Origin of the sequence: Alkalicoccus luteus (assembly GCF_012034335.1) — a bacterium.
In the GTDB taxonomy this organism is placed as follows: Bacteria; Bacillota; Bacilli; order Bacillales; family Salisediminibacteriaceae; genus Alkalicoccus; species Alkalicoccus luteus_A.
This window is the reverse complement of record NZ_JAATHJ010000009.1, coordinates 27744-53246: the sequence shown is the minus strand read 5'-3', so window position 1 is coordinate 53246 and position 25503 is coordinate 27744. Positions and strand designations below refer to the sequence as shown.

The 25503-nt window shown below is 51.7% G+C and carries 27 protein-coding genes and 1 pseudogene; 3 read left to right on the top strand and 25 right to left on the bottom strand.

Annotated features, from left to right (window positions below):
- Window positions 1-37 precede the first annotated feature (37 nt).
- The 5 genes from menC to HCN83_RS07945 are packed head-to-tail and all read right to left on the bottom strand — an operon-like array spanning window position 38 to window position 5260.
- Complete coding sequence (menC, locus tag HCN83_RS07965) at window positions 38-1150, bottom strand: o-succinylbenzoate synthase (RefSeq protein ID WP_168006119.1); 1113 nt, start codon at window positions 1148-1150, stop codon at window positions 38-40.
- The gene (locus HCN83_RS07960; RefSeq protein WP_246238152.1) at window positions 1140-1931 is read right to left on the bottom strand and encodes a GNAT family N-acetyltransferase; all 792 of its coding nucleotides are present in this window, start codon (window positions 1929-1931) and stop codon (window positions 1140-1142) included. The genes menC and HCN83_RS07960 overlap by 11 nt, the downstream gene beginning before the upstream one ends.
- Window positions 1928-3019, bottom strand: coding sequence for an amidohydrolase (locus HCN83_RS07955; RefSeq protein WP_168006115.1), 1092 nt, complete (start codon window positions 3017-3019; stop codon window positions 1928-1930). Before HCN83_RS07955 ends, HCN83_RS07960 begins: the two co-directional genes overlap by 4 nt.
- 12 nt (window positions 3020-3031) lie before the next feature.
- On the bottom strand, window positions 3032-4414 hold the full coding sequence (locus HCN83_RS07950; RefSeq protein WP_168006113.1) for a YjiH family protein: 1383 nt from the start codon (window positions 4412-4414) through the stop codon (window positions 3032-3034).
- A 15-nt stretch (window positions 4415-4429) separates the two neighbouring features.
- Window positions 4430-5260: a MurR/RpiR family transcriptional regulator gene (locus tag HCN83_RS07945; RefSeq protein WP_168006111.1), complete on the bottom strand. Its 831-nt coding sequence runs from the start codon at window positions 5258-5260 to the stop codon at window positions 4430-4432.
- 169 nt (window positions 5261-5429) lie between these two features.
- On the opposite strand from HCN83_RS07945, the pseudogene nagE reads away from it, so the two are divergent.
- Window positions 5430-6862, top strand: a pseudogene (gene nagE, locus HCN83_RS07940) (N-acetylglucosamine-specific PTS transporter subunit IIBC).
- Between the two features lie 97 nt (window positions 6863-6959).
- Here the strand turns inward: nagE and HCN83_RS07935 are convergent.
- From HCN83_RS07935 to HCN83_RS07890, 10 genes are all read right to left on the bottom strand, one after another.
- Window positions 6960-7115, bottom strand: coding sequence for a hypothetical protein (locus HCN83_RS07935; protein WP_168006109.1), 156 nt, complete (start codon window positions 7113-7115; stop codon window positions 6960-6962).
- A gap of 1 nt (window position 7116) precedes the next feature.
- Window positions 7117-7299, bottom strand: coding sequence for a DUF2207 domain-containing protein (locus HCN83_RS07930; RefSeq protein ID WP_168006107.1), 183 nt, complete (start codon window positions 7297-7299; stop codon window positions 7117-7119).
- Between the two features lie 184 nt (window positions 7300-7483).
- The gene (locus HCN83_RS07925; protein ID WP_168006105.1) at window positions 7484-7945 is read right to left on the bottom strand and encodes an ASCH domain-containing protein; all 462 of its coding nucleotides are present in this window, start codon (window positions 7943-7945) and stop codon (window positions 7484-7486) included.
- Window positions 7946-7966: 21 nt separating this feature from the next.
- Complete coding sequence (locus tag HCN83_RS07920) at window positions 7967-8353, bottom strand: hypothetical protein (RefSeq protein ID WP_168006103.1); 387 nt, start codon at window positions 8351-8353, stop codon at window positions 7967-7969.
- Between the two features lie 22 nt (window positions 8354-8375).
- Entirely contained in the window at window positions 8376-8723 is a 348-nt protein-coding gene (locus tag HCN83_RS07915) for a DUF4181 domain-containing protein (protein ID WP_168006101.1), read from the bottom strand.
- A 214-nt stretch (window positions 8724-8937) separates the two neighbouring features.
- On the bottom strand, window positions 8938-9309 hold the full coding sequence (locus HCN83_RS07910) for a DUF4181 domain-containing protein (protein ID WP_168006099.1): 372 nt from the start codon (window positions 9307-9309) through the stop codon (window positions 8938-8940).
- Window positions 9310-9359: 50 nt separating this feature from the next.
- On the bottom strand, window positions 9360-9548 hold the full coding sequence (locus tag HCN83_RS07905; RefSeq protein ID WP_168006097.1) for a hypothetical protein: 189 nt from the start codon (window positions 9546-9548) through the stop codon (window positions 9360-9362).
- A gap of 5 nt (window positions 9549-9553) precedes the next feature.
- Window positions 9554-10450 carry an arsenic resistance protein gene (locus HCN83_RS07900; RefSeq protein ID WP_168006095.1) on the bottom strand — a complete coding sequence of 299 codons (897 nt, stop codon included), beginning with the start codon at window positions 10448-10450 and terminating at the stop codon, window positions 9554-9556.
- A 10-nt stretch (window positions 10451-10460) separates the two neighbouring features.
- Window positions 10461-11381, bottom strand: a complete 921-nt coding sequence (locus HCN83_RS07895; protein WP_168006093.1) for an AEC family transporter — start codon at window positions 11379-11381, stop codon at window positions 10461-10463.
- On the bottom strand, window positions 11378-11920 hold the full coding sequence (locus HCN83_RS07890) for a GNAT family N-acetyltransferase (protein WP_168006091.1): 543 nt from the start codon (window positions 11918-11920) through the stop codon (window positions 11378-11380). Before HCN83_RS07890 ends, HCN83_RS07895 begins: the two co-directional genes overlap by 4 nt.
- 131 nt (window positions 11921-12051) lie before the next feature.
- On the opposite strand from HCN83_RS07890, the gene HCN83_RS07885 reads away from it, so the two are divergent.
- A complete protein-coding gene (locus tag HCN83_RS07885; protein WP_246238151.1) occupies window positions 12052-13104 on the top strand; it encodes a GGDEF domain-containing protein in 1053 nt (350 codons plus the stop codon).
- A 44-nt stretch (window positions 13105-13148) separates the two neighbouring features.
- On the opposite strand, the gene HCN83_RS07880 is transcribed toward HCN83_RS07885, so the two are convergent.
- From HCN83_RS07880 to HCN83_RS07870, 3 genes are all read right to left on the bottom strand, one after another.
- Entirely contained in the window at window positions 13149-14624 is a 1476-nt protein-coding gene (locus HCN83_RS07880; RefSeq protein ID WP_168006311.1) for a potassium/proton antiporter, read from the bottom strand.
- Window positions 14625-14871: 247 nt separating this feature from the next.
- Complete coding sequence (locus tag HCN83_RS07875) at window positions 14872-15177, bottom strand: P-II family nitrogen regulator (RefSeq protein ID WP_168006089.1); 306 nt, start codon at window positions 15175-15177, stop codon at window positions 14872-14874.
- A 224-nt stretch (window positions 15178-15401) separates the two neighbouring features.
- The gene (locus HCN83_RS07870) at window positions 15402-15932 is read right to left on the bottom strand and encodes a thermonuclease family protein (RefSeq protein ID WP_168006087.1); all 531 of its coding nucleotides are present in this window, start codon (window positions 15930-15932) and stop codon (window positions 15402-15404) included.
- A 329-nt stretch (window positions 15933-16261) separates the two neighbouring features.
- On the opposite strand from HCN83_RS07870, the gene HCN83_RS07865 reads away from it, so the two are divergent.
- Window positions 16262-17044, top strand: a complete 783-nt coding sequence (locus tag HCN83_RS07865) for a formate/nitrite transporter family protein (RefSeq protein WP_168006309.1) — start codon at window positions 16262-16264, stop codon at window positions 17042-17044.
- 346 nt (window positions 17045-17390) lie between these two features.
- Here HCN83_RS07865 and HCN83_RS07860 read toward each other — a convergent pair whose 3' ends face one another.
- The 7 genes from HCN83_RS07860 to HCN83_RS07830 all read right to left on the bottom strand — a co-directional run bounded on the left by HCN83_RS07860 (window position 17391) and on the right by HCN83_RS07830 (window position 25099).
- Complete coding sequence (locus HCN83_RS07860) at window positions 17391-17696, bottom strand: AzlD domain-containing protein (protein WP_168006085.1); 306 nt, start codon at window positions 17694-17696, stop codon at window positions 17391-17393.
- On the bottom strand, window positions 17693-18397 hold the full coding sequence (locus HCN83_RS07855) for an AzlC family ABC transporter permease (RefSeq protein WP_246238150.1): 705 nt from the start codon (window positions 18395-18397) through the stop codon (window positions 17693-17695). Before HCN83_RS07855 ends, HCN83_RS07860 begins: the two co-directional genes overlap by 4 nt.
- Before the next feature lie 54 nt (window positions 18398-18451).
- Window positions 18452-19759, bottom strand: coding sequence for a hypothetical protein (locus tag HCN83_RS07850; protein ID WP_168006083.1), 1308 nt, complete (start codon window positions 19757-19759; stop codon window positions 18452-18454).
- 5 nt (window positions 19760-19764) lie between these two features.
- Window positions 19765-20991 carry a M20 family metallo-hydrolase gene (locus HCN83_RS07845; RefSeq protein ID WP_168006081.1) on the bottom strand — a complete coding sequence of 409 codons (1227 nt, stop codon included), beginning with the start codon at window positions 20989-20991 and terminating at the stop codon, window positions 19765-19767.
- Complete coding sequence (locus HCN83_RS07840) at window positions 20988-22292, bottom strand: amidohydrolase (protein ID WP_168006079.1); 1305 nt, start codon at window positions 22290-22292, stop codon at window positions 20988-20990. The genes HCN83_RS07845 and HCN83_RS07840 overlap by 4 nt, the downstream gene beginning before the upstream one ends.
- The gene (locus HCN83_RS07835; RefSeq protein ID WP_343033676.1) at window positions 22289-23473 is read right to left on the bottom strand and encodes a M20 family metallopeptidase; all 1185 of its coding nucleotides are present in this window, start codon (window positions 23471-23473) and stop codon (window positions 22289-22291) included. Before HCN83_RS07835 ends, HCN83_RS07840 begins: the two co-directional genes overlap by 4 nt.
- An 84-nt stretch (window positions 23474-23557) precedes the next feature.
- On the bottom strand, window positions 23558-25099 hold the full coding sequence (locus tag HCN83_RS07830) for an AbgT family transporter (protein WP_425483604.1): 1542 nt from the start codon (window positions 25097-25099) through the stop codon (window positions 23558-23560).
- Window positions 25100-25503 lie beyond the last annotated feature (404 nt).

The following is a 25503-nucleotide window of genomic DNA, read 5'->3' as shown; positions in this document are numbered from 1 at the left end:
TGGGATTGGTGCAGCTGTCGGTCTCAGGGGCTGGCCGTTATCGATTTTCAAACGTTTGAGAACGAACAGTCAGCGCATGAATGCGGTCCATATCCGGCTCGAAACCGATGCCCGGTTGCTGTGGAAGCAAAATCTGACCTTCAGCCATCTCGACCTCCGGTTGAATAATATCTTGTTCCCAGTAGTGAGAAGATGGGGCCGTATCCCCTGGCAGCGTAAAGCCGGGAAGCGTGGTCAGCGCTAAATTGTGTGCACGGCCGATGCCGGCCTCCAGCATGCCGCCACACCAGAGCGGTACGCCTTCCTGCTTGCACCTAGTATGTATTCGGCGCGCTTCAGACAATCCTCCTACACGCCCGATTTTCATATTAACGATACGGCAGCTGTCGAGTTCCAGCGCTTTTCGCACATCCTCGTCACTGTGAAGACTTTCATCAAGACAAATTGGCGTACGTAATTCCCGCTGCAGCCCGGCATGATCAATGATGTCATCCTCTGCCAGCGGCTGTTCGATCATCATCAGCTTAAAATCGTCGAAGCGTTTCAAATGATCGATATCGGCTAGCGTATAGGCGCAGTTTGCATCGGCCATAAGCGCAATATCGGGAAACCTTGCTCTGATCAGCTTCAGCAGGTCGATGTCCCAGCCTGGTTTGACCTTTACTTTTATCCGCTTATAGCCTTCATCGACTGCTTTCGTTATTGTATCGAGTACGTCCGTCATCGAAGGCTTGATGCCGATGCTGATACCTACATCAACCGGACGTTTTTCCCCACCGAGCACCTCATAAAGCGGCTTTTCGGCTTCTTTGGCATAGGCATCCCAGATCGCACCGTCAAGAAGAGCTTTCGCATTATAGTTTCTGCGAACATACTGAAACGCCCGAGCGGCATCATCAGGGTGATGAACGGTCGTATGAAACAGCGTTGGGAGAAGCTGTTCGCGTAATACGGCCCAGTTTGTCGAGACTGTTTCTTCATTGTATATTGGTTCTGTGATCGAGACCCCTTCCCCCCAGCCGGATACACCTTTCTCCGTACGGACTTCTGCAAGCAGAAAAGCTTTCTCGGTTTCTGTACCAACGCTGGTCGTAAAGGGGTGCTTCAGCTTCATAACTAATTCTCGGATGATGACTTCTTTAATCTGCATCTGGACGCTCCTTTGTCAGTACGTAAGCATAGTGGCTCCCATAAGGCAGGTAATCCACAATGGAATACCCTTTAGCAAATAACGGCGGCAGTACGGAACGCTGAACGAGCCGCCACGTTAACGCGGCCTCCTGGCTGACATGCTTGATCTGCTGGATGGAAGCCGGAACGGGCACGAGCAGGACGGCTGCTTCCGCATGCCGAATCGTTCCCGGGACTGGAATGCTGTTACGCTCTTCCACCGGATACACTGCTTCTGCACCCTCGACCGAAACCTGCTGTCGTGGAACCGGCCTGGAGGACCAAGAAACGACTAGCCGGTCGGTCGGCATGCCGGCATTGATGTCATCATGCAGCTCGCCGTATGCATTTTCGATATAGACGTTGCTTGTCGCATCAAGCTTATGCAGGTTCAGTTTTGCGTTGACGGACTCCAGCGGATCGTACGTCCACTGGATCGTTTCATACCCTTTCGCTTCAGCAAGCTTTCGCTGCGCCTGCTTCAACTGTTCACCGAGACCCTGTTTTTGATAATCGGGATGAACGACCAGCGTATGCGAGCATAGATACACGTCTGTGCCGTTAAAGCCCGGAAAGCTGTACTGAAATCCGATCAGCCGATGCTCAGCAAACATGCCGAGCACGAACCCGCCATTTTTAACCGATGTGATCGTCTGGTTAGGCGGGACGGCGTCATCCCGGTTCCAGATGAATGCTTCCAGCTCAAACACCTCTTCCAGTTCGGCCGTTGTCGTTAACTCTCTTATTGTTAAGTTCTTCAAGCTTCGTCCCCCCAATCGACCCGATCCGCTTCCGCGAGAAGCGCCGTCATGATTTCCACGCCTTTTGAGAGCGCTTTGAGATCAAATGTCATTTCCGGATGGTGCAGCCCCGGTGTTAATCCTGAGCCAAGCCCGATCATAACGGCAGCCGGCGCCTCGTTTACATTCGTATAGTGATGAAAATCTTCTGCCCCGGGCGTTTGAAGGACGTCCGCCACGTGACAAACACCGGCAATCGCCCGCTTGGCACAGCTTGCGGCCCGTAGGTCAATTACTGCTGCAGGCGCATGCTCAGCTGCCTCAAGAGTAAAGCGGGAGCCTGTTTCTGTTTCTACATCGTCCGCTGCATGCTGCATTTTTCCCCATATACGCTCCATTGCTTCATTGTCAGGTGCACGTAAATCAAGCTCAAACACCGCTTTATCCGGCACCGTATTGACAGTCGTTCCGGACTTCAGTTTCGTCATCACTGCCGATTGGCCGTCTGTTGAAAATGCCTCCAGTTTACGCATGAGCCGACCTGCGGCGTAAAGCGCATTGACCCCGGTTGATGCTCTAGCAGCATGGGCCGCTTCACCGGTAACACGACCTTTAACAGCGATTGTCGCTCCATGCTGGATGCCTGGTGACGCTTCTTCTGCGGTCAGCTCAGATATCGGCCTGACGTGCAGTCCTGCCAGAAAAACAACCCGGTCCAGCACACCATCCCGAATCATCTGCAGTGCGCCTGCTGCGGTTTCTTCAGCCGGCTGAAACAGAAAGCGAATCGTATGCTTGGGGCGGGTATCTTTTATATTCAGTGCCGTATGAAGCACGATGGAGCTGTGCGCATCGTGCCCACACGTATGCCGGTAAACCGTACCGTCCTCAGTTTCATATGGGAGAGCATCCATATCGGCCCGCAGCATCAGCACGTCCTCTGTCTCCCCTTTTATTTCCGCAAAAAATCCGTGGTGTCCTTCAAACGTTGTCAGTGAAAAGCCGGCTTCCTTTAGACGCTGCTGCAAGTAGCGCGACGTTTTTTCCTCCTGCCAGGAGGGCTCTGCAAGCCTGTGCAGCTCCTCATACGTTTGCAGGATCGTATCCATGAAACATTCCTCCTAAAAAATCAGATGGGCCATCAGTACGACGATCGGAAGCGTGATCAGTGTGCGCAGAATAAAGATGAACACGAGATCACGGAATTTAACCGGCAGTTTGGAGCCAAGCAGTAGTCCACCCATTTCTGACAAATAAACGAGCTGCGTGACCGACACACAGGCGATAATAAAGCGCGTCATGTCGCTTTCAATGCCGCTTCCGATAATCGCCGGCAGAAACATATCGGCAAATCCGACGACCATCGTCTGAGCGGCTGCTTCTGCTTCCGGCACCTGCATCAGCGTAAGCAATGGTTCAAACGGCCGTCCGAGAATTGAAAAGAAAGGCGTAAATTCAGCGGTGACGAGCGCGACTGTTCCAATTGCCATCACGACCGGCAGCACCCCGATCCACATGTCGAGCACGTTCTGAAGGCCAGTCCGGACAAACAGCTTTGGACTGCGGCTGGAGCGCGCCTTCGCTACCGCTTCGCTGAATCCGATTTTTACGAGGGAGGTACCAGCGGGAACTTCAACGTCCCCTTTGATTTCCTGACCTTCAAATGCTGTGTCCGCTTTACGCGAGAGCGGCGGGATACGCGGCATGATGACAGCAGCAAGCAGACCCGCGATCGTGATCGTTAAGTAATACTGCGGGAACATATGCATCAGTTCCATGTAATCGATGATGACGATGGTAAATGTGATGGAGACTACTGAAAACGTGGTCGCTACCACAGCGGCTTCCCGCTTCGTGTAATAGCCGCCCTCATACTGTTTCGTTGTCAGAAGCACGCCGATTGTTCCGTCGCCAACCCATGACGTCAGGCAGTCAAGCGAGCTTCGCCCCGGAACCCGGAAGAGCGGCTGCATGACCTTCATGAGCAGCACGCCGATAAATTCAAGCATTCCGAAGTTTAGTAGCAGCGGCAGTAAAAAGCCGGCAAGTAAAAACGTTGTCAGCAAAATCGGCAGCAGATCGTACATGAGCAGTCCGCCGGTATCTTCTGAGTAAACCGCTTCCGCTCCGAATCCGAATACGACCATCACCGCAAAAAGCAGTCCGGCTGCACGGATGACGGTCCAGACTGGTTTGACGAGTAGCAGCGAGCGCAGGCTCTCGCGTTCCATCACAAACGCCGGCTTCAGAAGCTGAGCACCGATTGTCAAGACGACAGAAACTGCCATAACAGTAATGATGATAAATGGAATGACATCGCCGAGCGCTCCGTTAATGAATCCTGCCATAAACGCGATCGGGATCGTAATGCTGTCATCCTGCGGGATCGGCACAATAAACAGGAGGATACCCAGAATAGAAGGCAGAATAAAGGATAAGATGTCCTTTCGTGTCGGCTTCGGTTTTGGTGAAAACTCCTGGTTGATATTCGGCAGTGAACTCATAGTAAAGATCCCCCTCTATTCTAAATAACGCCTGCTTGCAGCGTACAGTTTTTCTAATTCTTTCCGGCGCGGTGCAGCTTGACCGAGTTCATCTGCATCGTGCTCGACTTTCTCGAGCAGCATTTCCAAAAGCGTAATGGTGTAGGCAGCAGATCGGTAATCACCGCCGTCAGCAACGGATGCTGTCCATACGCTGTCAGCTGCGACTGCAGGCGGACTCGATGCATGATCGGTCAGAACGAGCAGCTCTCCTGCCCGCTCGCCGGCTGCTTCTGCGACTGCTTTTGACTGATGGTGGTAGCGCGGGAAAGAGAGCAGTATAACGCAAGTGCCCTCATCCAAATCGAGCGTATCCTCCGGCTGGATCGTTTCCGGACCGACGAGATGTATGCGCTTTCGCAACCCGCGAAGCGAGAAAGCAAGCCAGTAAGCCGCCGCATAAGTACCATCAAAACCCGCAATAACGACTCGCTCAGCCTGAAGCAGACTGCGGCTCCACTTTGCGAGAAGCGGTTCCAGCGCTTCTGTATCGATGCCTTCCAGCATGCGGATTTCCTTACCAGGTATGCTTTCACCCGCATACACCGGTCCATGTTCCTGCACACCTAGCCATTCCGTGCGCCATGCTTCCTGCAGTTCACTGAAGCCTCGGTATCCGAGCGCATGCGAAAAGCGAATGACAGTTGTTTCACTTACGTCCGTTCGTTCACCGATCTGCCCGGCCGTCAGCATCGCTGCTTCAGACGCGTGCGTCAGAAAAAAACCGGCTACCTTCTTTTGGCCGCGTGAAAAGCTGTTGTACCGTTCATGCAGCAAATCCTTTAGTGACAGCTCATCCACCTCCATTTAAAACGAAGTTTTTCCTGCTTCTTCACAGTATAATGCAGGATATCCTGCAAAAACAACAAAAATTTAGAAGATTTAGTTTATCTAGTGGTCTAGACATCTATATGAATGCATGCTATTCTGTTTGTATGAAATCGCTTCATTATGTATTGAAGGAGGAAGTATTTTTATGAAGTATATTCAAGCAATCGGGCGTTCACTTATGCTGCCTGTAGCCGTATTGCCTGCGGCTGCGATACTCGCCGGAATCGGCAACTGGATCACGGCCGTAAACGAAGACAGCGTGATCGGCCAGTTTATTATTAACGCCGGCACATCAATTCTCGACAACATTGCGATCTTGTTTGCAGTCGGTGTTGCGATCGGTATGTCCCGAGAGAAAGATGGCGCTGCAGCACTTAGCGGGCTTGTTGGTTTTCTCGTTATTACACAGCTTTTAAGCAGTGAAAACGTGGCCGGCATGATGGGAGTAGCCGAAGACGATGCTCCGCTTGCCTATTCCGGTATTGACAACGTCTTTATCGGCATCATTGTCGGTCTTGTCGCTGCGGCGCTTTACAACCGTTTCAGCCACGTGAAGTTACCAGATGCACTCGCCTTTTTCAGCGGTAAGAGGCTCGTTCCGATTTTAACGGCTGCTGCATCTGTTGGACTGGCTGCTGTTTTCTTCTTTCTATGGCCGGTTGTTTATAACGGGCTCGTCACATTTGGAACGGCGATCAGCGGACTCGGTCCTGCCGGAGCCGGTCTGTATGGATTTTTTAACCGCCTGCTTATCCCAACTGGTTTGCATCACGCTTTGAATCAGGTGTTCTGGTTTGATCTCGCGGGCATAAACGATATCGGAAATTACTGGTCCAGTGAAGGGGAACCAGGTGTGACAGGTCGCTACATGGCAGGCTTTTTCCCGATTATGATGTTCGGCCTGCCAGCTGCAGCGCTCGCGATGTACCATACTGCTAAAACAGCGCAGCGAAAACAAGCTGCCGCCCTGCTCCTCGCAGCAGGAATCGCGTCCTTCTTTACCGGCGTCACAGAGCCACTTGAATTTTCGTTTATGTTTCTCGCACCACTTCTTTTCGTCGTGCATGCTGCGTTAACCGGACTGTCCCTTTTTATTGCAGCATCGTTTGAATGGATGGCAGGCTTCGGTTTCAGCGCAGGCTTAGTCGACTTTGTGCTCGGCTTCGTTATGCCTCTTGCGCAGCAGCCGTACATGCTGATCGTTCAGGGTCTCGTCTTTGCAGCCATTTACTACTTTTTGTTCCGCTTTTTAATTATCAAGTTTGACTTGAAGACGCCTGGTCGTCAGGAGGAAGCCGGAACGGAAGAAACGAGTGTTGGAGAGGCGGACGCGGACAGCAAGCTATCCGCTCAAAGCGCACGCATCATCGCCGGTCTCGGCGGCGCTGCAAATATTGCAGCGATCGACAGCTGCGCCTCGAAGTTCACGACATGGACGCCGTCGATGAAGATGCGATCCGTCGCACCGGCGTTCCCGGCACGAATATCGTCGGTAAACACAGCATCCACGTGATTATCGGCCCAAGCGTACAATTTACTGAAGAAGAAGTCCGCAAGCAGGTGGAAAAGGAACGGTAAATACTTGTAAGAGGCTGGGGCTTCCTCAGCCTCTTCCCTATGTCTGCTATACTGAAGGCGTTGAGGAGGTGACGATATGGATCTGATTTATCAGTTTTCAGCCCTGTTTGTTCTGATCCTGCCGCTTGCGATGCTCATCGTTCTGCTTGTGTTCATGAACAACATGAACAAGCGAGAATCGGAACCGAAGAAGATCCTGCTCCAAAATGAGACAATAAAAAGCAGCTCCGGTTTGAAACCGAAGCTGCTTCACGTTATGCCTCTTTTCCTAATGCTGCCTTGCCATACACGATGACGACAGCGGTGATAATGGAAACGATAATCAGACCGACTGTGCCGATTCCAAACCCGGCCATATCAAAAAGAATGCCAAATACGAGCACGGCAGCGATAAAAAACAGAATAATATCAATAAGCTGATGTTTAACTGGCTGCATGATCCGCATTTCATCACCTTCTTTTCATAATAGGGTTGCTTCCCTATTCTATACCCATCTTTCTCCTGTTCTATGCCGCTGCGCTACTTCTTTCGCTTTAGAATCTGCACGGTGATAAACGCAACGAGCGTCGTACCTGTCAGAAAAAACAGCATCGTGGCAGCAAGGCTTCCAAGCCAGTCCATTACAGCGCCGGTCCTTCTGTGTAAACGAGCAGAAACCGCTCACAGACGAGCTTTAACGATGGATCAAAGCGCAGTCCGTATTGACTGAGCTCTTGCTTGAAAAAGGCTTCGTGATCGGCCCACCACTTTTCATATCCGCCCTCTCCTTCAGCCAAAGCAAAATCCTCCGGCACGTCCTCCATTTTCATAATCGACACTCTTGTCGTTTCAATGACGGCGAGCGGAGAGCCGTTTTCAGCGAGAACGATGCTGTAGGCCCCCGGCTCCGGAAGCGGCTGCTGCTCAATTTCGTATAACGGGAGCGCCGAGCAGGTAGCAGTTTTTTCCTGATCCAGTACGAGGCGCGCCAATTCATCCGCCGAACTGCCCCCGAACGAAAAGGCTTCGTAATAATTGTCCGCCTTAATTCCCTTCGCTCGTTTGGCCCGCTCCCAAAATGCCTCTACTAACGCTTCTTTCATGATCGACACATCCTTTATCAGTTATGTAGTAAACAGAACTATCATACTTACCATCCCTAGTATATACAAAAAAAGCAGTATACTGACTCCTGCCGAATAGCACTTCACTCGTTTGTCTTTTGCAAAACGGACGTCATAGACCAGCTGAACGAGCTGCTGAAGCATGACCATGGTGACGGCTATCAGTGAAACCTCCACAGCTGTACCTGCAATCAGCTGCACCTCCCCTAAACCAGCCCGGATCAGGATTGCCGCAATGCCAGCGGCTGTGATGCCAAAGCGCAGAGCTTTAAAGCCCCTTCCCCAGTCCTGGTTCACCTCGTGCCGCTCAAGCCCTACCCATTTGCGAAGTCCCCACAGTGACATGAACAACAGCGCTGTTGCAATAGAAAAAATGATCCAGATCATGTACCTGCCTCCTCAAACGTCATCAGATGAACGCTACTAACATGAACCAGCCTGTCATGAGCATCACCGCCAGTGCTGCCATTCGTTTTGAATACGCGACCACATCCGGCTTCTCGGCAAATTTAGAATCAAAGAACGCCTGTCCGAGAGCCAGAAGCGTGTAAAAAGCCGGCAGAATGATGATTGGTGAAAGGTATACAGGCGGTTGATCCCGGAAAAAGATGGCTCCAGACAAGAGAAGCGCGATCCCCGCCGCAATCAGCACAAGCTGGATGATGAAATGAGATCTTCCCCACGTGCGATTGATCTCTTGTTTTTCCAGATCAAGCTTCTTACGCCAGTGGAACGGGAAATATAACATGCACAGCACGAACAGCCCTGCTGCCAGAAGTAGTAGATTTGCGATAATAAGCCTCCTCGTTAAGCTTGATGTTCACCGTACATTCTATTCATAAATCCATTCCTGCTTCATTACTTTGAATATTACGCAGGCAAGTGATTCCAGATGCAAGGTCCTATCCGTCTTTTAACTTCAATATTCTTTTATCCTTTACGTTCATAGGATGAACGTTTTATCATACCAATCAACCTGTCAAAAATAGAATCGTGCTGAACAGTATCGCCAGCAGGCCTACCATGCAAAATGAGAAAACGGGTACGTTTCTATTTTCAGCAAACCGGTAATCGTACACGGCCTGCAAAAGCTGCATCAGCGTCACTCCAACAGTTGTATAGAGGAGAGGATTCGTCCATATCGGTTCATCGGGCCACATTTCCTGCCCATAGTTCCCGCTCCAAATGATCAGAGTAATCATCGCCATCGCGATCACCAGCAGGCTGATCAGGTGCATGCCGCCATGATACTGCTGGACCTCTTTTCGCCTCAGCTTCAACCCCTTTAGAAGTACAAGAACGATCGTAACGAAACCGGCGATTACAAGAACTGATACGAGCACGCTATCCCTCCTTACCTATGTATACGATTCAATGGAAGTCCCGTTTCACATCAGGGGAGCCGGCATTCCACCTGGTTCCCTAAAAAGCGTTCTTCTACGTTCACTACCCCGCCTTCCTCGATACAGGCCTGCATCACCTGCAGATTGTCGCGATGCTGGGACTGCATCGTGATAAATAAAGCTGCGGCGATGCCAAGCATTAAAACGGCTGTAAGCAGCGCAATCATGTAACGGTTCATGGTAATCACCTCTTTATTAAAAATGTCAGCAGACTTAAATAAGGAAGCTCCAACAGCGGCACAGCCAGCAGTACGAGCAGGATGAGCGGCTCATCCGGAAATGCTGCTGCAGCGAACGCTACAGCGAGTGGTGCATTTCTGGCGGAGACGGTAAAGACGAGACTGATGTGCGCCGTGCGCTCCATGTGCAGCCATTTTCCAATGGCGTACCCGGCTCCGCTCATCGTGAGGAAAAAAAGCAGTCCAGGCACGAAGACGATACCGGCCTGTTCCCACGCTTGTCCGAGCGCCTCTCCTTCAGCCATAAAGATCAGCAGAACAGCACCTGCCAGCAAGAATACGGGCAGCTTTTCCGGGACGCTCCTGCCTGGTTGCTTTGCACGGGCAGCTACCGCAGCACTCAATGGAAGCAGAACCACAGCCAGCGCCTGCATCAAAGAAACGGCTACGCCGCTGAAACCGAATGCCCCTCCTGCAATTAGCACAATTGCAGACAAGAAAATGAGCTGGAGAATTAAATTAATGGGTATCAAACCGGCTGAAAGCCTCACGTTTCCTCCGGCTGCCTTCGTAAACAGCAAATACCAGTCGGTACATGGCGTTACCATCAGCATCAAAAAACCGATAAACAGCGCTGTTTCACCGCCGAGAAACAGCCAGCCAAGCAATACGGCTGCTATCGGTGCAAGCAGACCGTTTACCATCAGCACAGTCCAGAGGAACGGTTTATCGCTTTTCTGCCGGCCTTCCGGCATCGTATAAAAGACGAAAAACAACATACTCGCGAGCAGCAGGTAAATAACCGGCTCCAATGTCCAGTCAGGTGCTGTACCGCTTATCAAAAGCCCACATACAGCTGCTGCAAGGAGTAAAAACGGATCGACTGCATGTTTCCAGGTCATCGGTCCCCTCCTAAGCAAATAATAGCTGGGCCAGATAGATGAAAAAGCTGACGGTGAAAATGCTCAGAATCGTGGAGACGAGCACGCCCTGTGCGGCAAATTCCGGACGGTTGTCGTATTCCAGCGCAAACAGTGCGCTGTTCCGGGACATTGGAAACGCGCTCGCGATTAGCAATGCCTGTGCGGTGACGCCATCAAGTCCGAGGAGAAAGATGATGCCTAATCCGAGCAGTGGGGCGAAAATCAGGCGCGCAGCAACCGCTGTGAAAAAGAGGAGCGATAACTGTCTGAGCGCCGGGTAGGCGACCTGGGCCCCCAACGTAAACAAGGCAAGCGCAATAAACGCATCTGCCGTCTGCTCAAGCGGAATCACCACCGGATCAGGCAGACTGATACCGGTCAGCTGCACGATAACGGCCGCTGCCAACGCATAGAGCACCGGTATTTTCAGCAGCTGCATCACCGCTGTTTTCATCGTATCGGCTGAAGAAGAAGCCGCTTGAAACAATCCATATGTATACGTTAAGAAGTTTTGAAATAGCAGAACGATGACCTGAACGGAGACACCGGCTGTGCCCGCAAACACGAGCTGGCTTACAGGCAGTCCGAAGTTTCCGGAATTCATGAGCACAACGCTGTTTTTAAACGTCGGAGCAAGCTTCGGATCCATGCCGGTCAGTCGGCAAATCAGGCTCGACATTCCAGCCAGCAACAAAAATTGAATGAACAGAAACGCGCCGACGTCCAGCAGCAGGCCCCCCTCTATTTCCTGTGTGGAAATCGTCGTAAAGACGACAGCGGGCAGAAAGAAATACGTCAGCAGCCGTGACAGCGTGCCAAGATCCAGCTGAAACCACCGCTGAAAAAACGCGCCTGCTGCAGCAAGAAAAAGGATCGGAAACATCACCTGGACGGCAATATCGAGAATCATCCTTCCCACTCCTGCCGCAGTACTCCCATCTTGATCGCATCATACCGCTTGTTCTTCCATAAGCGGGCTTCACGAATTCGTGCTTCTTCTGTAAATCCCATTTTTTCAGCAGCACGTATCATGCGGGTATTGCCCGACCATGTGGAAAGACCAATCCGATGAATCCCCACAGCTGAAAACAAATAGTCGATCCAAAGGCGGAAAGCGGTGCTTCCATATCCGCCGTTCCAGTAATCCGGGTCGTAAATGACGATGCCAGCCTCCAGCCAGTCGGTGTTCCGGTCCACCCAGTAAGCTCCTGTATAGCCGACTGCTTTTCCATTGATCACGATTGAAGCTGCAGCTGGAATGCCAACGTCGATTTCTTCCTGCCAGATTTGAAAATAGGTTTTCTCATCAATTATCTCTTCCGGTATGTATGGACCGTTCCACTGCTTGGCAGGCTGCTTTTCTTCGATGTACTTCCACCAGTAGAGGGAACGTATTTCAGCTTCGTTTGGTTTTTTCAGATGAAGGTTTGCTGCTTTTCTCACTATCATCGGCTCACGCCCCTAGAATTCCTTGTCGTTTCCAGTTTACGCCTTTTTTCAGAAAAAATAAACTTTCCTGAATCTTCCTTTACTATGCTAAACTAACATCAATACGCCACACCCTCCCGGAGGACCTTTTTATGTCGATGATCAAAGAGCTTGGTGCCAATCTCGCTGTTTTAACTACCTTATTATTTTTATATACGCAATTTACTGGCCGCTATGCGCTGCACCAGACTTCACCATTAAAGCTGAAGCTGTTTGCCGGTGTGATGGGCGGGCTGCTCGCCAACGTGCTGATGTTTTACAGTCTGCAGTATGGCGAAACAATCGTCGATCTGCGGCATATACCTGTCCTGCTGCTTGCTTACTATGGCGGCGCCGTCCCTGCTGGCATTGCCATGCTGTTCGTTATTACAGGCCGCTTTCTGTTTGGCATGACCGTATCTGCCATAGCCGGAAGTGCACTCATCATTGCCGTGACGCTCGCAGCGGTGTGGATCGCCCGCTGCAAGCTTACGAAAACGTTCTGTGTGTTCTGGATGGCAACCGCTGCAAACATGATCTTTACGGCAGTCATTATTTATCTGCTTCAGGATTGGTCCATCTTAACCGGACTTGTGCCGTTCTACTGGGTTGTATCTTACGTCGGTGTCGCTGCTGCGTTTTATACGGTCGAATATACGAGGCGGTCGCAGCATCTGCTGAAGCGGTACCGTGAAGAATCGCTCACAGACGGTCTCACCGGCCTTAACAATTTACGGCAGTTCAACATGCACCTGCGCTCCTTTTCTGAAGAGGCGAAAGAAGCAGACAAGCCGCTCGCGCTGCTTTTTGCCGATATCGATCATTTCAAACGAGTAAACGATACGTTCGGGCACAAAGAGGGCGATCTCGTCCTGAAAGAAATAGCTGCTATTATGGGCAGAAACGTCCGCCCGGTTGACATCATTAGCCGTAATGGCGGTGAAGAATTTACGGTGCTGCTCCCTGGCTGTGCTAAGGACGATGCGCAGGAAATTGCAGAACGCATTCGGAAAGCTGTCGAAGCACATCCGTTTGTTCTCTCCGATGGCAGCGTCATTCACGTGACGCTCTCAATCGGAATTGCTGCGTTTCCGGAAACTTCTGCTGCTCCGGAAACGCTCACTGCCGACGCCGACGAAGCGCTCTACGAAGCGGAGCGGACGTAACAAAACCCGCACCAGTTCCGTGCGGGCCATGCAAGTATTCTAACTTAGTCTTCCGGAACGCTGCGTCTTTCTCCGAGCAGCGTTTTTAAGTCTTTCTTACGCTTTTTTGACACGAGAATATACAGGATGTCCCCGTTTTCAATTGTCGTTTCCCCATAAGGTGTCACGAGCGTTTCCCCGCGGATAATGGCGTTAATGAGGACGTCCGGCGGAAAATCAATGTCAGAGAGCGTTTGACCGATTACCCTGGTTTCTTCGTTCACTGTATACTCGATGATTTCCGCATTCGCCTTTCCGATCGACACGAGCTCGAGAGAATGAAACGGAGTCACCTTTTTTGGACCGGTCAGTCCGAGCTTCTCTGCAGCTGGTGAAATAGAGGTTCCTTGAATTAAAGCTGATGTTAATACAACGAAGAACACGACGTTGAAAAACAGCTGGGCATTCGGCAGACCAGCTATGAGCGGAAAGGTTGCCAGTACGATCGGAACAGCACCTCGCAGCCCAGCCCAGGAAACGAGCAGCTTTTCTCTTAAACTATATGAAAAGCCGATCAATGTTAAGAAAACCGCGGCTGGACGAGCTAAGAGAATCAGCACCGTTGATAAAAATAGCCCCTGAATAATAATCTCCAGTTGAAACAGTTCGCTTGGAAAGACAAGCAGACCCAGAATGACGAACATACCAAGCTGCATCATCCATGCAAATCCCTCGTTAAAGCTGAAGATCGTGTGCCGGTAGGTAAGATCGCTGTTGCCGACCACAAGAGCAGCGATATAGACAGCGAGCAGTCCGCTTCCTCCTACGACAGCTGTCAGACTGTACGTAAGCAGCGCAAAACCCATCGCAATGATCGGGTACAAGCCACTTGATTCTAAGTTAACGCGATTAATGAGCCATGACGCTGCTTTCCCCAATAACACCCCTGCCGCTAATCCGACACCCATCTGAATAAAGAAATCCCCTGCAACTGACAGAAAGCCTGCATGATCCGTGGTAAGAAGCGTAATAAAAGAGAGCGTTAAAAACATCGCCATCGGATCATTTGTTCCCGATTCTGCCTCCAGGGTTGCTCCGAGCTTTTCGCTGATATTGTGATTCTTCAATGCTGCAAATACAGCAGCCGCATCAGTTGAACCTACAATAGCACCGAAAAGCATTCCCTCCAGCCACGTTACGTCCAGTACAAAACGCGCCGCAACTGCGACAATCAGCGAGGTTAAAATAACGCCGACAGTTGCAAGCAGAAGAGAAGGTACAGCAACAGGCTTTATCGTTGTCCATTTTGTTGAGAGACCACCTTCGAACAATATAATAACCAGCGCAAAAATACCGATCAGCTGTGCCAGCGAGGCATCATCAAAGTAAATGAGGCCAAGCCCGTCACTTCCGGCAAGCATGCCTATTCCGATAAACAAAATAAGGGCAGGTATACCAAAACGACTGGAGAATTTCGTGGTAAGAACGCCGATGATGAAAAAGAATGCGATCAGCATAAGAAACTGATCAGTGGAGAACATATCTTCTATAGACAATTACAGACACCGCCTCAATTATTATGTATCTTCTATTAAGCTTATCAGGTTTACCCACTCTTTTACAGAAAAGTACACGTCCTTACTGTTAAAAATTACGTAGTTTCGTAGAAAGACGATTCCATTTTATTCAAACTAAAAAACTCCCCTTTTTAAAGAGAAGTCTTATAGAAATAATGTAAAAAATTGTAGATAAACCCTTTTGTTCTCTTCCTAAAGAAAACTCATTTTGTCAGCTTCGCAAACCTGCTACCTCCATTAAATCAACCGAGAAAACTACTCCGTTTCCTGGTTCATCAAGAGCAGCTGTCTCATTAATCCACTTGATCACAGATTTCGTTTTTTCTTTATCTATAATTAGTAAAATGCAGTCTCTTTCGGGATGAATCTTCATCCCAAGCAGGCTGCCATCCCTGGAACTGTGTCCAGAGGCCTTCCAGTGCGTGTGCGACTGCACCCCTTCCTCTTTTTCAAGCTTAGCTAACACGTCTTTTGTAATACTGCGATCGAGTACCGCTATAACAGCTGCTCCATCCATACTGACTCCTCCTAACCTGTTCTTTTCAGTTCCTATTCACGAATTTAAAGGCATATAAACTTTGAAAACAGTGAAAGAACCCTAAGCAAAACAATCCATCGTACTTGGGCTGTTAATAAAGTCATTTATGAGAATACTTCCTTCAATCATCACACCCGCAACTTGAATGGGTGGCCTCAAATCCGCTGTATCCATTGTGCGATTTTACAGCTTTAGCTGAATCGTTACTCCCACATTCGTATCCCGCGTTCTCTCGCTTCTTCCTCGACCGCACGCAAGTCTGCTTCGTACTTGTCGTCCGGCGGATAAACGACAACTTCGGCGAGACCGAGTGCGAGGAGTTTCTCCTGAAACATCGTACCGTCTTCTAAATAAACATAGGCGAGCGTCCGGTCAAACCGATCAACCGGCGTTTCATCCTGCTCTAAATAGACGGTTTCTCCAAGCAGTTCCTGCCTGGCAAAAATAGCGGCCTCATCGCCCCACGGCTCTGATTCACAGGTTGGCGGGTCGTGTCCGTGACAAATTTCCGGCGCATCGACCATGTACGGACGAATTCGTTCCTCCCCTTCTCCTGCAATGACGACATCAAACGTATCTCCGTCTACGACGTGGGTAACCGTTCCTTCGCGAATATCCCCCTGTTCGATCCGATCCACATATGTATGTAACTCAAACTCCAGCTCAAACGTTTCTTCTTCCGTGTTGATTCCGCAGGCTGTCAGGAACCAAACAAGCACAAGCAGTCGTTTCATTCGCATCTCCCCTTTTTCTTATTGTAGCGAATGCGGACCTTGCGCGCCATGATAGAAGGCTCCATCGATTTTCTATATCGCCGCTATGGTTAAAAACGAAAGGGAATGATGATGCTTATCTTCGTCGTTGTACTTGTTCTGCTCCTGGACATCAGTCACATATTTTATGGTTTTTTATCGTCAAAAGATGGGGTACGTCGCCTATTCCTGCCCCTTATCGTTATTTCTTTTCATGTAAGGGCTGTCACTTGTGAATGTACTCATATCCCTCTTTCTTTTTCTCTATTCACGTCGTAAAGTGGAATACAGAGATGGAGGGATTGCGTATGATGGAGAGCCAGTCGCTGGAGCAAGTCGAGCAGGTCTCCCAAAAGAAAGAAAAGATATTTAATACAGGAAAAATTCGTTATTTAATACGGGCGGCGCTTGCAAGCATGTTTATCGGCTTTGGTGTCATCGTCGCGTTCCGTACAGGCAGCTACTTTTATCTGGCTGAGTCTCCGTGGGCCTATCCAATGGCCGGGCTTACGTTCAGCGTCGCGATCATTTTAATCGCTTACGGCGGTGCCGATTTATTTACGGGGGACACGTTTTATCACACTTACGCCGCCATCCGGAAAAAAATGGCGTGGGGCGTCGTCGGAAAGCTGTGGACGTATACGTATATCGGCAACATTTTAGGTGCTGCTGCCTTCGCCCTGCTGATTTACACGACCGGCCTGTTCAGCGATCCGGAAATCAGTGCTTTTCTGCTGACGGTCACCGACAGTAAAATGACCGATCCGGTGTCCGAGCTGTTTTTTCGCGCGGTGCTCTGTAACTGGCTGATTTGCATGGCCTTTTTCGTGCCGATGTCGATGAAGGATGATATTGCGAAAATGGCAGCGATGGTGCTGTTTGTGTTCTGCTTTTTTATCTCCGGTTATGAGCACAGCATCGCCAACATGTGCACCTTCGCAATCGCGCTCGTGCTCGACAATCCCGGAGCTGTCACTCCAGAAGGCATCGTCCGCAACCTGATCCCCGTCACTGCCGGTAATATTATCGGCGGCGCCATCTTTATGGGGCTTGTCTATTACTACATTAACCGGCCGTTTATTAAAGACAGCTGATTGGAAGCCGCTTCGGGATGGAAGCGGCTTTTTGCTTTTTATGCGTGCGTTTTGCGTACGGAAAATAGTTGCTGTACGTACGTATAATTGTGCTTTTGTTACGCATATAGCTCCTTCGATTACGCATAAACGCTCTTTCCATACGCAGACAGCTCCGCCACCTACGCATAAACGCACTCTCCATGCGCATACAGCTCCACCACTTACGCATAAACGCACCTCTCATACGCAGATAGTTCCGCCACTTACGCATAAACGCTCTTTCCAAACGCATAACTCACTCTCCCCTGCATATAGGACCAGCGGATTTGCTTTCCCAACGAAAAAAGCTCCCATCTCAGGGAGCTTACGTGATGATATGCACGCCGGTTAACAGCAGGATCGTCCCTGCAACGACCGCTAGAAGCGGTGCGCCGGTGTAAGCGATCAAAAAGGCGATAACGCCGCCTAACATGCCGTACCAGATCGTTTCCTGCGCATACAGAATACCTGGAAAGATGAGGGCACCGAGCACGGCGTACGGTACGTGCGAGAGCATGCGGCGCAGCCAGTCAGGCCAGTTTTCCGTTGAGAGGGCGATCAGCGGCAGGATCCGCGGGATGTACGTGACAAGTCCCATGCCGATGATCATCCAGATGAATTCTTCTCTCATGTGATCCGCCTCCTGATCAGCAGCTCATAGACGACAACTGCCGTAATCACCGCGGCCATAATGGCCCAGCCGGTGTCGAGTGCAAAAGCGTATATCCAGTTGAAGCCTCCGCCAAGCAAAGCGAGCACGACAACAGGCCGGCCTGCGTCTTTAATCGACGGCACTAACAGGGCGATAAACAGCGCATAGAGCGCGATGCCCATGCTTTCCTGTAATATCGCGGGTAAAACCGCTCCGGTAAAATAGCCGACAGCCGTAAATCCGACCCAGCTGGAGTAAGCGGCGATGCCTGTTCCTAATATGTATCCTCCCGGGACCGGCTCTTTGTGAACCGACGAGACCGCAAAGACCTCATCGGTCAAAAAGAATCCAAATAGAGCGCGGTACCGTTTCGACGTCGGCTCTGCCCGTTCGTTGATGGAGGCGCTCATGAGCAGATGTCGGAAATTCACGATAAACGTAGCAAGCACAATTTCAATCATGCCGGCGCCGACCGCAATCATCGACAGCGCCATGTACTGGGCCGCTCCGGCGAACACGAGCATGCTCATGAGCACCGCTTCGTAAACCGTGAGGCCGGTCGAGCCGGCAAGCAGGCCGAATGCAATCGCAACTGGCATGTAGCCAAACGCAATGGAAAGCCCCGCCGATAATCCCCGGCGGAGCTCGTTCGTATTTGGTGCAGGTGCAGCTTGTTCCAAAACGCTCTCCTCCTTCTCACTTCTCCTAGTTTACGACAGGAGCAGGCAGAGCTGTCAAGCGTTTCCTTCTGCTTCCTCCAGCTTCAGGCGGAACAGTTTGCGGGGCCGTCCGCGGCGGACTCCCTGCTCTTCTCCGGCAATTTCTGCAAAGCCCGCTTCTTCCAGCTCGTGCAAAATGCGCCTTGCGTTTCGCTCGGAGCTGGCGAGCCAGCCTGCGAGGTCCTTCGACGTCACTTCCCGCTGCTGGTGATAGCGGGCGTACGCGAGAATTTTCGAGACAACACCGGGCGACACACGGCCGCGCAGCTGATCGACCGCACGCAGGTGTCCGCTCTGCACCGAGTAGCTGAGTGATCCTGCCTCCGGGAAGTGCTCCGTCTGACGCTTTTCTTCGTCGACCGCATAAATCACGCGTTCCGTTGTGCGGCGCGACTGCTGCAGCGCCTCCTGCACGTGGACTTCTGCTTCCATTGCACTGTTGCCGTAGCCGATTGCCATGCGAATGTGCAGCTTCGCCTGCAGCTCCGTTTCTTCCATCACCGTAAACGGAAGCGGGCGGCGCTCTACTTCACCACGCGTTGTAAAGAGGTGAAACAAACCGTCTCCGATCTGCACGAAGGAGCCTTTTACTTCCTCGGCATAGCGTAGCAATATTCGCTTCAAATCCAGCTCACGGTGCTTTCGTCTGAACGAATGATACTCTTCAAGGCTTGCTTCCTCGCGCACTTCGACGCCGATGACAGCGAGCTGGTGACTGCGGTACCAGTCCGCCGATCGGCGCTCGCGGATAAATTTTAGCGTTTCACTGACATCAAAGCGTGATGCCGTAATCCGGTAAACCGGGATGCCTCTTCTTTTTAACTCCTGGTACACGCGGCGGATGCACGTTAACGCGATCGTCTCCGGTGCTTTTTCATGCTCCGCTGCATGAAACTGAATAATCTCCTCAGCTGATTTATAGCCCGCATAAGGGTAGGTTGTGACCTGCAGACCATCCAGTTCGTGCTCCTGTTTCACCTGCTGGAACTCGGCTTCGTCGATCGTATCGAGCGAGACCCGGGTCGGATTTTCTTCCCTGAAAAACATATCAAGCAGCGCGCCCACGAGGCTCGCCCCGTGAAGCGGCGGATAGTACGCATTCTCGCGGTTCACGAGCCCCTGCTCCACGGCATACGCGTAAGGGGCCTGACCGGAAAAAAGCCAGCAGTCCACCTTTCCGGCCGCGCCGTTCACGAGCGCTTCTGTTTCTTCCGTTGCTTCATAATGAAAGCTCGTCCAGTCAAAATCAGGGAATGGCCGCACGACCTCTTCCATCATCGTTACCGAATCTTTAGGACCGAGCAGCCCTAAACGTATTTTCACAGACATCACCTACTGACAGATTTCATGTGGTGGAAAAGAAGCTCCGTGCCTTTCACAAGGTCCTCAAGCGAGGCGTGCTCATCCGGATGATGGCTGAGTCCGTCGCGGCATGGAATGAACAAAAGCCCGGACGGCCATTTTGTCTGCATGTTCATGACATCGTGCCCTGCTCCGCTCTCCATCCCGAGGCATGTATAACCGGTTTCTTCTTCCAGTTTCCTCAGTTTATCATAGATGTCTGCGTCGAGCGTCACCGACGCATTGCGAACGATGACGTCTTTTTCGATATCGAACTGCGACTGGGACATCCAGCCGTCAATTGCCGCTTCCATCCGCTTTTTCTGCTGATCCGATACGCTGCGAATGTCGATGCCTAAAACGACGGTCCCCGGGATCACGTTCATCGCGTTCGGACGACTGTCTATCGTGCTTACAGTCGCAACAAGCGGGTAGTCATCGTAGTCGTTCAGCTTGAGCGCTGCCTGCTGCACGAACGTGATCAAACCGGCTGCTTCTGTCAGCGCATCCTTTCGCTGGTCCATCGGCGTCGTGCCGGTGTGACCTGCTTTTCCGCTGATCGTCACGTGCATGCGAATCGGGCAGGCAATGGCAGCTGCCGCACCGTATTCTTTTCCGGCGTGCTCGATCCGCATCCCCTGCTCGATATGGAGCTCGGTGAAGGAAAGCAGCTCGGTTTCGCCGCGTTCCGCCTCCTTAAACGCGTCCGGATTAAAGCCCGCGTCACGCATCGCTTCTCCGAGCGTGACGCCGTCTTGATCGGTGATCGTATCGAGCTGTTCGCGCGTCAGCATACCTGCCATCGCTTTACTGCCGACCGTTGACATGGAAAAGCGCGAAGATTCCTCTGACACAAAGCAAATTACTTCGATCGGTTTCTCCGGCGTGATACCCGCGTCCTGTAAGAGCCTGACTGCACCGAGCGCGGTAAGAACACCAGCGGTGCCGTCATAGCCGCCTCCGTTCGTGACGGTATCCAAATGCGAGCCAAACGCATGCGCCGGCCCGTCCGACTTTCCATCGAGCCGGGCGATGACATTACCGACTGCATCACTTCGCACCGTCATGCCGAGCGCTTCTGCCTCCTCTTTAAAGACACGCTGCGCTTCCAGCTCTTCTTTTGTAAAGCTGAGTCTCGTAAATCCTTCCGGCCGGGTCATCGCATCCGTCAGATTCAGTGCAAGTAGTCGTGTTTTCAGCCAATCTGCAATCATCGGCTCATCCCCTCCTTCTCGTGATAGGTCGTAATGAGCTGCGCCAGCGCCTCAACAGCAGCCGGAAGCACCCCTTCATCAAACGTAAATTTCGGATGATGGTGACCATATGGAAGCGGTGTGCCGTATAAGAGATAGGCCGCTTCCCCATTCTGCTCGCGTACACGATTCATCATGAGCGCCGCATCTTCTGAGCCACCGAGTGGAAGCGGTCCGATGACGCGCTTCGTAAACTGCTCACCCCACGTGGAAAGCTTGGCACCGATTGCTTTGCTCGACTCGGTCGTGCTTCCGCGTCCAGTGACGTCGATCGAGACCTCAACCCCGTACATGTCGGCACAGGCGGTGAGGATGCGCCTTGCTTCTTCTTCCATATAAGCGTTTAGCTCATTCGTTTCTCCGCGCGTCTCCATCATGATATCCGCACGTTCCGGTATGATATTGCGGCCTTCGCCTGCTGTCAGCTTACCGACGTTCAGTCTCGTAATCCCGTCCCGGTGCGGCGGTATCGCCTGCAGCTGAATCGCAGCGGACGCAGCTGCGAGCAGTGCGTTTTTTCCTGCCGCCGGATCGACCCCTGCGTGTGCAGATACGCCGGTAAACGTAACATCGAGCTTTGTCGTCGCGAGGAATCGTTCCGTGCCGCAAGCGATCGTGCCGACTTCCAGATCATGAATGCCGATGTGGCCGCTGAAAAAGTAGTCCTTCCCGTCCAGCCAGCCTTTTTTCACCATTGCATACGCGCCGCGGCTGCCCTCTTCCGCCGGCTGAAACAGAAATGTAAAGGTGCCGGTAAGCTGATCGACGTTTTCGACGCACAGCTTCACAAGTTCTACCCCTATCGCCGTATGCCCATCGTGCCCGCAGGCGTGCATGAAGCCTTCGTGCTTGCTCGGAAAGCCTGCATCGGCAGGAACATGATCGCTTGATGCTTCTGTTATCGGCAGCGCGTCGATGTCAAATCGAAGCGCCGTGTCCGGACCTGGTTTCCCCGTATCCAGCACCGCTACTGCACCAGTGTGTCCGCCCTGCATTCGCTCCAGCAGAGCCGGTTCAACGGCCGCCTTTTCTGCGAGCTGAAAAAAATAAGCATCTTCTTCAGCCGACGGCAGGCCCATACGAGCACTGCTCTCTACTGCGTCCGTTCCGGTATAGATCGTAACCGGCAGCTCGGAAAGCTCCGAAACAATTGCCGCTGTCGTCTGATACTCACACCAGCCAGGTTCGGCGATCTGGTGCAGCTTCCGGCGAAGCGCTGTCAGTTGTTCTGTTTTTGCTGCGATCGCATCCGACCAGCTCATGCGTTTCCTCCTTTTGCCGCGCGGTATGCCGTTTCCGCTAGCATTTCCACGCCATATGGAATCGCGCGCTCATCGATATCAAACTGCGGGTCGTGCAACGGCTTTTGTACCGTTCGCGATGGAATGGCCGTCCCGAGCCAGTAATAGGCGCCCGGATACGTCTCCAGAAAGCGGCCAAAGTCTTCTCCGCCCATGCTCGGAAGTATCTCCGGCTGTGCCTCTTCGCCGTAGGCATCGCGCACGGCTTCTGCGACGAGTGCCGCGCTTTCTTCAGTGTTTCGCGTTGCCGGATAGCCGTCGTGGTAGGTGAGCTCAGCCTTTCCGCCGAGCATATCTGCCGTTTGGGTCGCGATCGCTTCCATTCGTTTTTTTATGCTGTCTTTGACATCCGCATCATACGTCCGCACCGTTCCTTCCAGCACAACCTCTTCGGCGATCACGTTGTAACGGGAACCGCCGTTAATCGTACCGACAGTGACAACCGCTGATTTCAATGGATCCGTGCTGCGGCTTACGATCGTCTGCAGCGCATTGACGAGCTGCGCGGCAATCACAACGGCATCGGTCGTCTGGTGCGGCATCGATGCGTGGCCCGATGCACCAGTGACGCGGATTTCAAAGCGGTCCGAGTTGCCCATCATCGCACCAGGGCGGACGCCGAATGAACCGACCGGCAAATCCGGCCAGACGTGCTGCGCGTAAATTTCATCCGGAATGTAGTCGGCAAAGACGCCGTCATCCATCATCGCCTGAGCTCCTCCGACAGGTGCGTTCTCCTCTGCCGGCTGAAACACGAGCAGAATCGTGCCGGATAGGGATTCACGGTTAGCGTAAAGCAGCTTGCCCGCTCCTAAGAGCATCGCCGTGTGTGCATCGTGCCCGCAGGCGTGCATCGCTCCCTTCGTTTTAGATACGAAATCGTGCTCGTTTTGCTCGACGATCGGCAGGGCGTCCATGTCGGCGCGCAGCGCGATCGTTTTTCCGGGATGGGCCCCGCTGATGATGCCAAGCACCCCGTGTTCGGCAAAGCCGGTTTGAAACGGAATTCCGGCTTTATCGAGTTCCTCCTGGACCCGTCTGGACGTACGGCTTTCTTCGTGCGAAAGCTCTGGATTTTCATGCAGCTCGCGCCGGAACGCGATCGTTTCTTCTTTGATTGATTCTCCAAGTCCTATAAACATACACATTATCCTCTCTATCTGATACACGACAAACGGCCGCCCCCGGGAGCACGAATTGCGCCCCGCGGGAACAGCCTGTCTCGCTTAAAGACCAGGCGTGATGCCAGGTCCGATCGGCAGTCCGATCAGGTTCCATACGACGAAGATTGCAATCCAGATGAACAGGAAAGTCATCGCGTAAGGCAGCATAATGGAAAACAATGTTCCAAAGCCTGCGCGGTTGTCGTATTTTTTCATGAAGGCGAGCACCATCGGCACGTACGGGTTCATCGGGGTAATGATATTCGTCGATGAATCCGCGATACGGTAGGCCAGCTGGACGAACGCCGGATCGTAATTCAAGAAATAAAACATCGGAATGAAAATCGGTGCCATCAGTGCCCACTGTGCCGAGCCGCTGAAGATGAACAGGTTCAGTACAGCACCGAGCAGGATAAAGCCGACAATCAGTCCCATTCCGGTGAAGTTAATCGCCTCCAGCCCGTTTGCGCTTGTGACGGCGATAAACGTGCCGAGGTTTGTCCACTCGAAATATGCAATAAACTGGGAAGCAGCGAAAATGAGGACGATAAAGCCGCTCATGTCCTTCATTGCTTTCCCCATCAGCTCTGGTACGTCAGCAGTCGATTGCAGCACTTTCACCGTCGTACCATAAGCAATGGCAACGACAATAAAGAAGAACAAAATGATCGGAATGATGTTATCCAGGAAAATCGACGGCACGACCGTTCCATCTTCCCCGCGGAGAATGCCGTTTGGTGGCACAATCCCGGCAGCAACGATGGCAATATATACAGCCGCTGTAATACCGGCGTTTCGAAGCCCCTTCAGTTCCTGTGCAGTCGGCTGTTCCGCCGTCTGGGAAACGGTATCCGGATCTGCGTACTTGTCATTGAACTTACCAAGACGTGGCTCGACGACGCGTTCGGTGATCCATGTTCCGACGATCATGAGCATGAGGACCGAGAACGCCATAAAGAAATAGTTATCTACCACGGTAACGACGAGGTCTTCATTTACCGTCTGGGCCACTTCTGTACTGATACCCGAAAGCAGGGCATCTGTACCCGTGATCAGCACGTTTGCCGTAAATCCGGCACCTACCCCGGCGAAACCAGCAGCCATACCGGCGAGCGGATGACGGCCGAGTGAATAAAACACCATCGCCGCAAGCGGTGGAATAATAACAAACGCCGCATCGGACGCCAGGTTTCCAATAACACCTGTTCCGATAATGACGTAGGTGACAAGTTTTGCGGGTGCATTCAAAATCGTCCGCTTCATAAACGTTTCGATCAGTCCGACCTTTTGCGCAAGCCCGATCCCGAACATCATGACAAGTACGAGACCAAGCGGCGCAAAGCCGGTGAAGTTATCAAGCATCGAGGACAAAATAAACTCGAGCCCTTCCAAGGTCACCATGTTCTCGATGGCAACCGTTTCACCGTCCTGCGGATGCACAACGGATAGGTTGAGTGCGCTCAGCACCCACGACAGGAGAATCACCCCGGCCGCTAAATAAATAAACAACATAAATGGATGAGGAAGCTTGTTCCCTAAACGCTCGACGTTGTCGAGAAACTTAAGGAAAAAGCCTTTCTTTTCCGTTTCTTCGGTGGACATCATATCCCTCCAGCACGTATGTATTAACGGACATTATCTTTTTTTATTCCGTTAAACGTACTTTACCACAGTTTTCGACATTTGAAAGCCCCCTTTTTTCAGAAAATTAGTTTTTCGTGTCAGATAACGTGACAAAGACTGCATGTTAGGCCCATACCTATTCGGCGCAATAGCTGCTAATCCTCGTCACGAAAGCGATTACATCCATTCTTCGTATTTGTGATTTGTTGAACGTAATTTCGGACATAGAGAGAAAAATCGTAAAAACTTGAGGGATTTCACGTATGAAACAGCGCATCCGGACTCCTTCGCTAGAAGAAATTGTCATCCAATGACCTAAAACGATTTTGCTATTTAGGTTTATTTTACACTTTAAAAAGGTATCCTTTACCAGTCCGGGTCGATCG

What these genes read in the sequence shown, in the direction of transcription:
- HCN83_RS07840 (WP_168006079.1), bottom strand. Translation starts at nt 22,292, where the DNA reads ATGAGCTGGTCGGATGCGATCGCAGCAAAAACAGAACAACTGACAGCG.
- HCN83_RS07860 (WP_168006085.1), bottom strand. Translation starts at nt 17,696, where the DNA reads ATGAGAGAAGAATTCATCTGGATGATCATCGGCATGGGACTTGTCACG.
- HCN83_RS07890 (WP_168006091.1), bottom strand. Translation starts at nt 11,920, where the DNA reads ATGATAGTGAGAAAAGCAGCAAACCTTCATCTGAAAAAACCAAACGAA.
- HCN83_RS07865 (WP_168006309.1), top strand. Translation starts at nt 16,262, where the DNA reads ATGGAGAGCCAGTCGCTGGAGCAAGTCGAGCAGGTCTCCCAAAAGAAA.
- HCN83_RS07920 (WP_168006103.1), bottom strand. Translation starts at nt 8,353, where the DNA reads ATGATCTGGATCATTTTTTCTATTGCAACAGCGCTGTTGTTCATGTCA.
- HCN83_RS07875 (WP_168006089.1), bottom strand. Translation starts at nt 15,177, where the DNA reads ATGGATGGAGCAGCTGTTATAGCGGTACTCGATCGCAGTATTACAAAA.
- HCN83_RS07880 (WP_168006311.1), bottom strand. Translation starts at nt 14,624, where the DNA reads ATGTTCTCCACTGATCAGTTTCTTATGCTGATCGCATTCTTTTTCATC.
- HCN83_RS07930 (WP_168006107.1), bottom strand. Translation starts at nt 7,299, where the DNA reads ATGCAGCCAGTTAAACATCAGCTTATTGATATTATTCTGTTTTTTATC.
- HCN83_RS07895 (WP_168006093.1), bottom strand. Translation starts at nt 11,381, where the DNA reads ATGATTCTCGATATTGCCGTCCAGGTGATGTTTCCGATCCTTTTTCTT.
- HCN83_RS07830 (WP_425483604.1), bottom strand. Translation starts at nt 25,099, where the DNA reads ATGATGTCCACCGAAGAAACGGAAAAGAAAGGCTTTTTCCTTAAGTTT.
- HCN83_RS07945 (WP_168006111.1), bottom strand. Translation starts at nt 5,260, where the DNA reads ATGGAGGTGGATGAGCTGTCACTAAAGGATTTGCTGCATGAACGGTAC.
- menC (WP_168006119.1), bottom strand. Translation starts at nt 1,150, where the DNA reads ATGCAGATTAAAGAAGTCATCATCCGAGAATTAGTTATGAAGCTGAAG.
- HCN83_RS07870 (WP_168006087.1), bottom strand. Translation starts at nt 15,932, where the DNA reads ATGAAACGACTGCTTGTGCTTGTTTGGTTCCTGACAGCCTGCGGAATC.
- HCN83_RS07925 (WP_168006105.1), bottom strand. Translation starts at nt 7,945, where the DNA reads ATGAAAGAAGCGTTAGTAGAGGCATTTTGGGAGCGGGCCAAACGAGCG.
- HCN83_RS07900 (WP_168006095.1), bottom strand. Translation starts at nt 10,450, where the DNA reads ATGACCTGGAAACATGCAGTCGATCCGTTTTTACTCCTTGCAGCAGCT.
- HCN83_RS07955 (WP_168006115.1), bottom strand. Translation starts at nt 3,019, where the DNA reads ATGGATACGATCCTGCAAACGTATGAGGAGCTGCACAGGCTTGCAGAG.
- HCN83_RS07905 (WP_168006097.1), bottom strand. Translation starts at nt 9,548, where the DNA reads ATGAACCGTTACATGATTGCGCTGCTTACAGCCGTTTTAATGCTTGGC.
- HCN83_RS07835 (WP_343033676.1), bottom strand. Translation starts at nt 23,473, where the DNA reads ATGTTTATAGGACTTGGAGAATCAATCAAAGAAGAAACGATCGCGTTC.
- HCN83_RS07950 (WP_168006113.1), bottom strand. Translation starts at nt 4,414, where the DNA reads ATGAGTTCACTGCCGAATATCAACCAGGAGTTTTCACCAAAACCGAAG.
- HCN83_RS07885 (WP_246238151.1), top strand. Translation starts at nt 12,052, where the DNA reads ATGTCGATGATCAAAGAGCTTGGTGCCAATCTCGCTGTTTTAACTACC.
- HCN83_RS07845 (WP_168006081.1), bottom strand. Translation starts at nt 20,991, where the DNA reads ATGATTGCAGATTGGCTGAAAACACGACTACTTGCACTGAATCTGACG.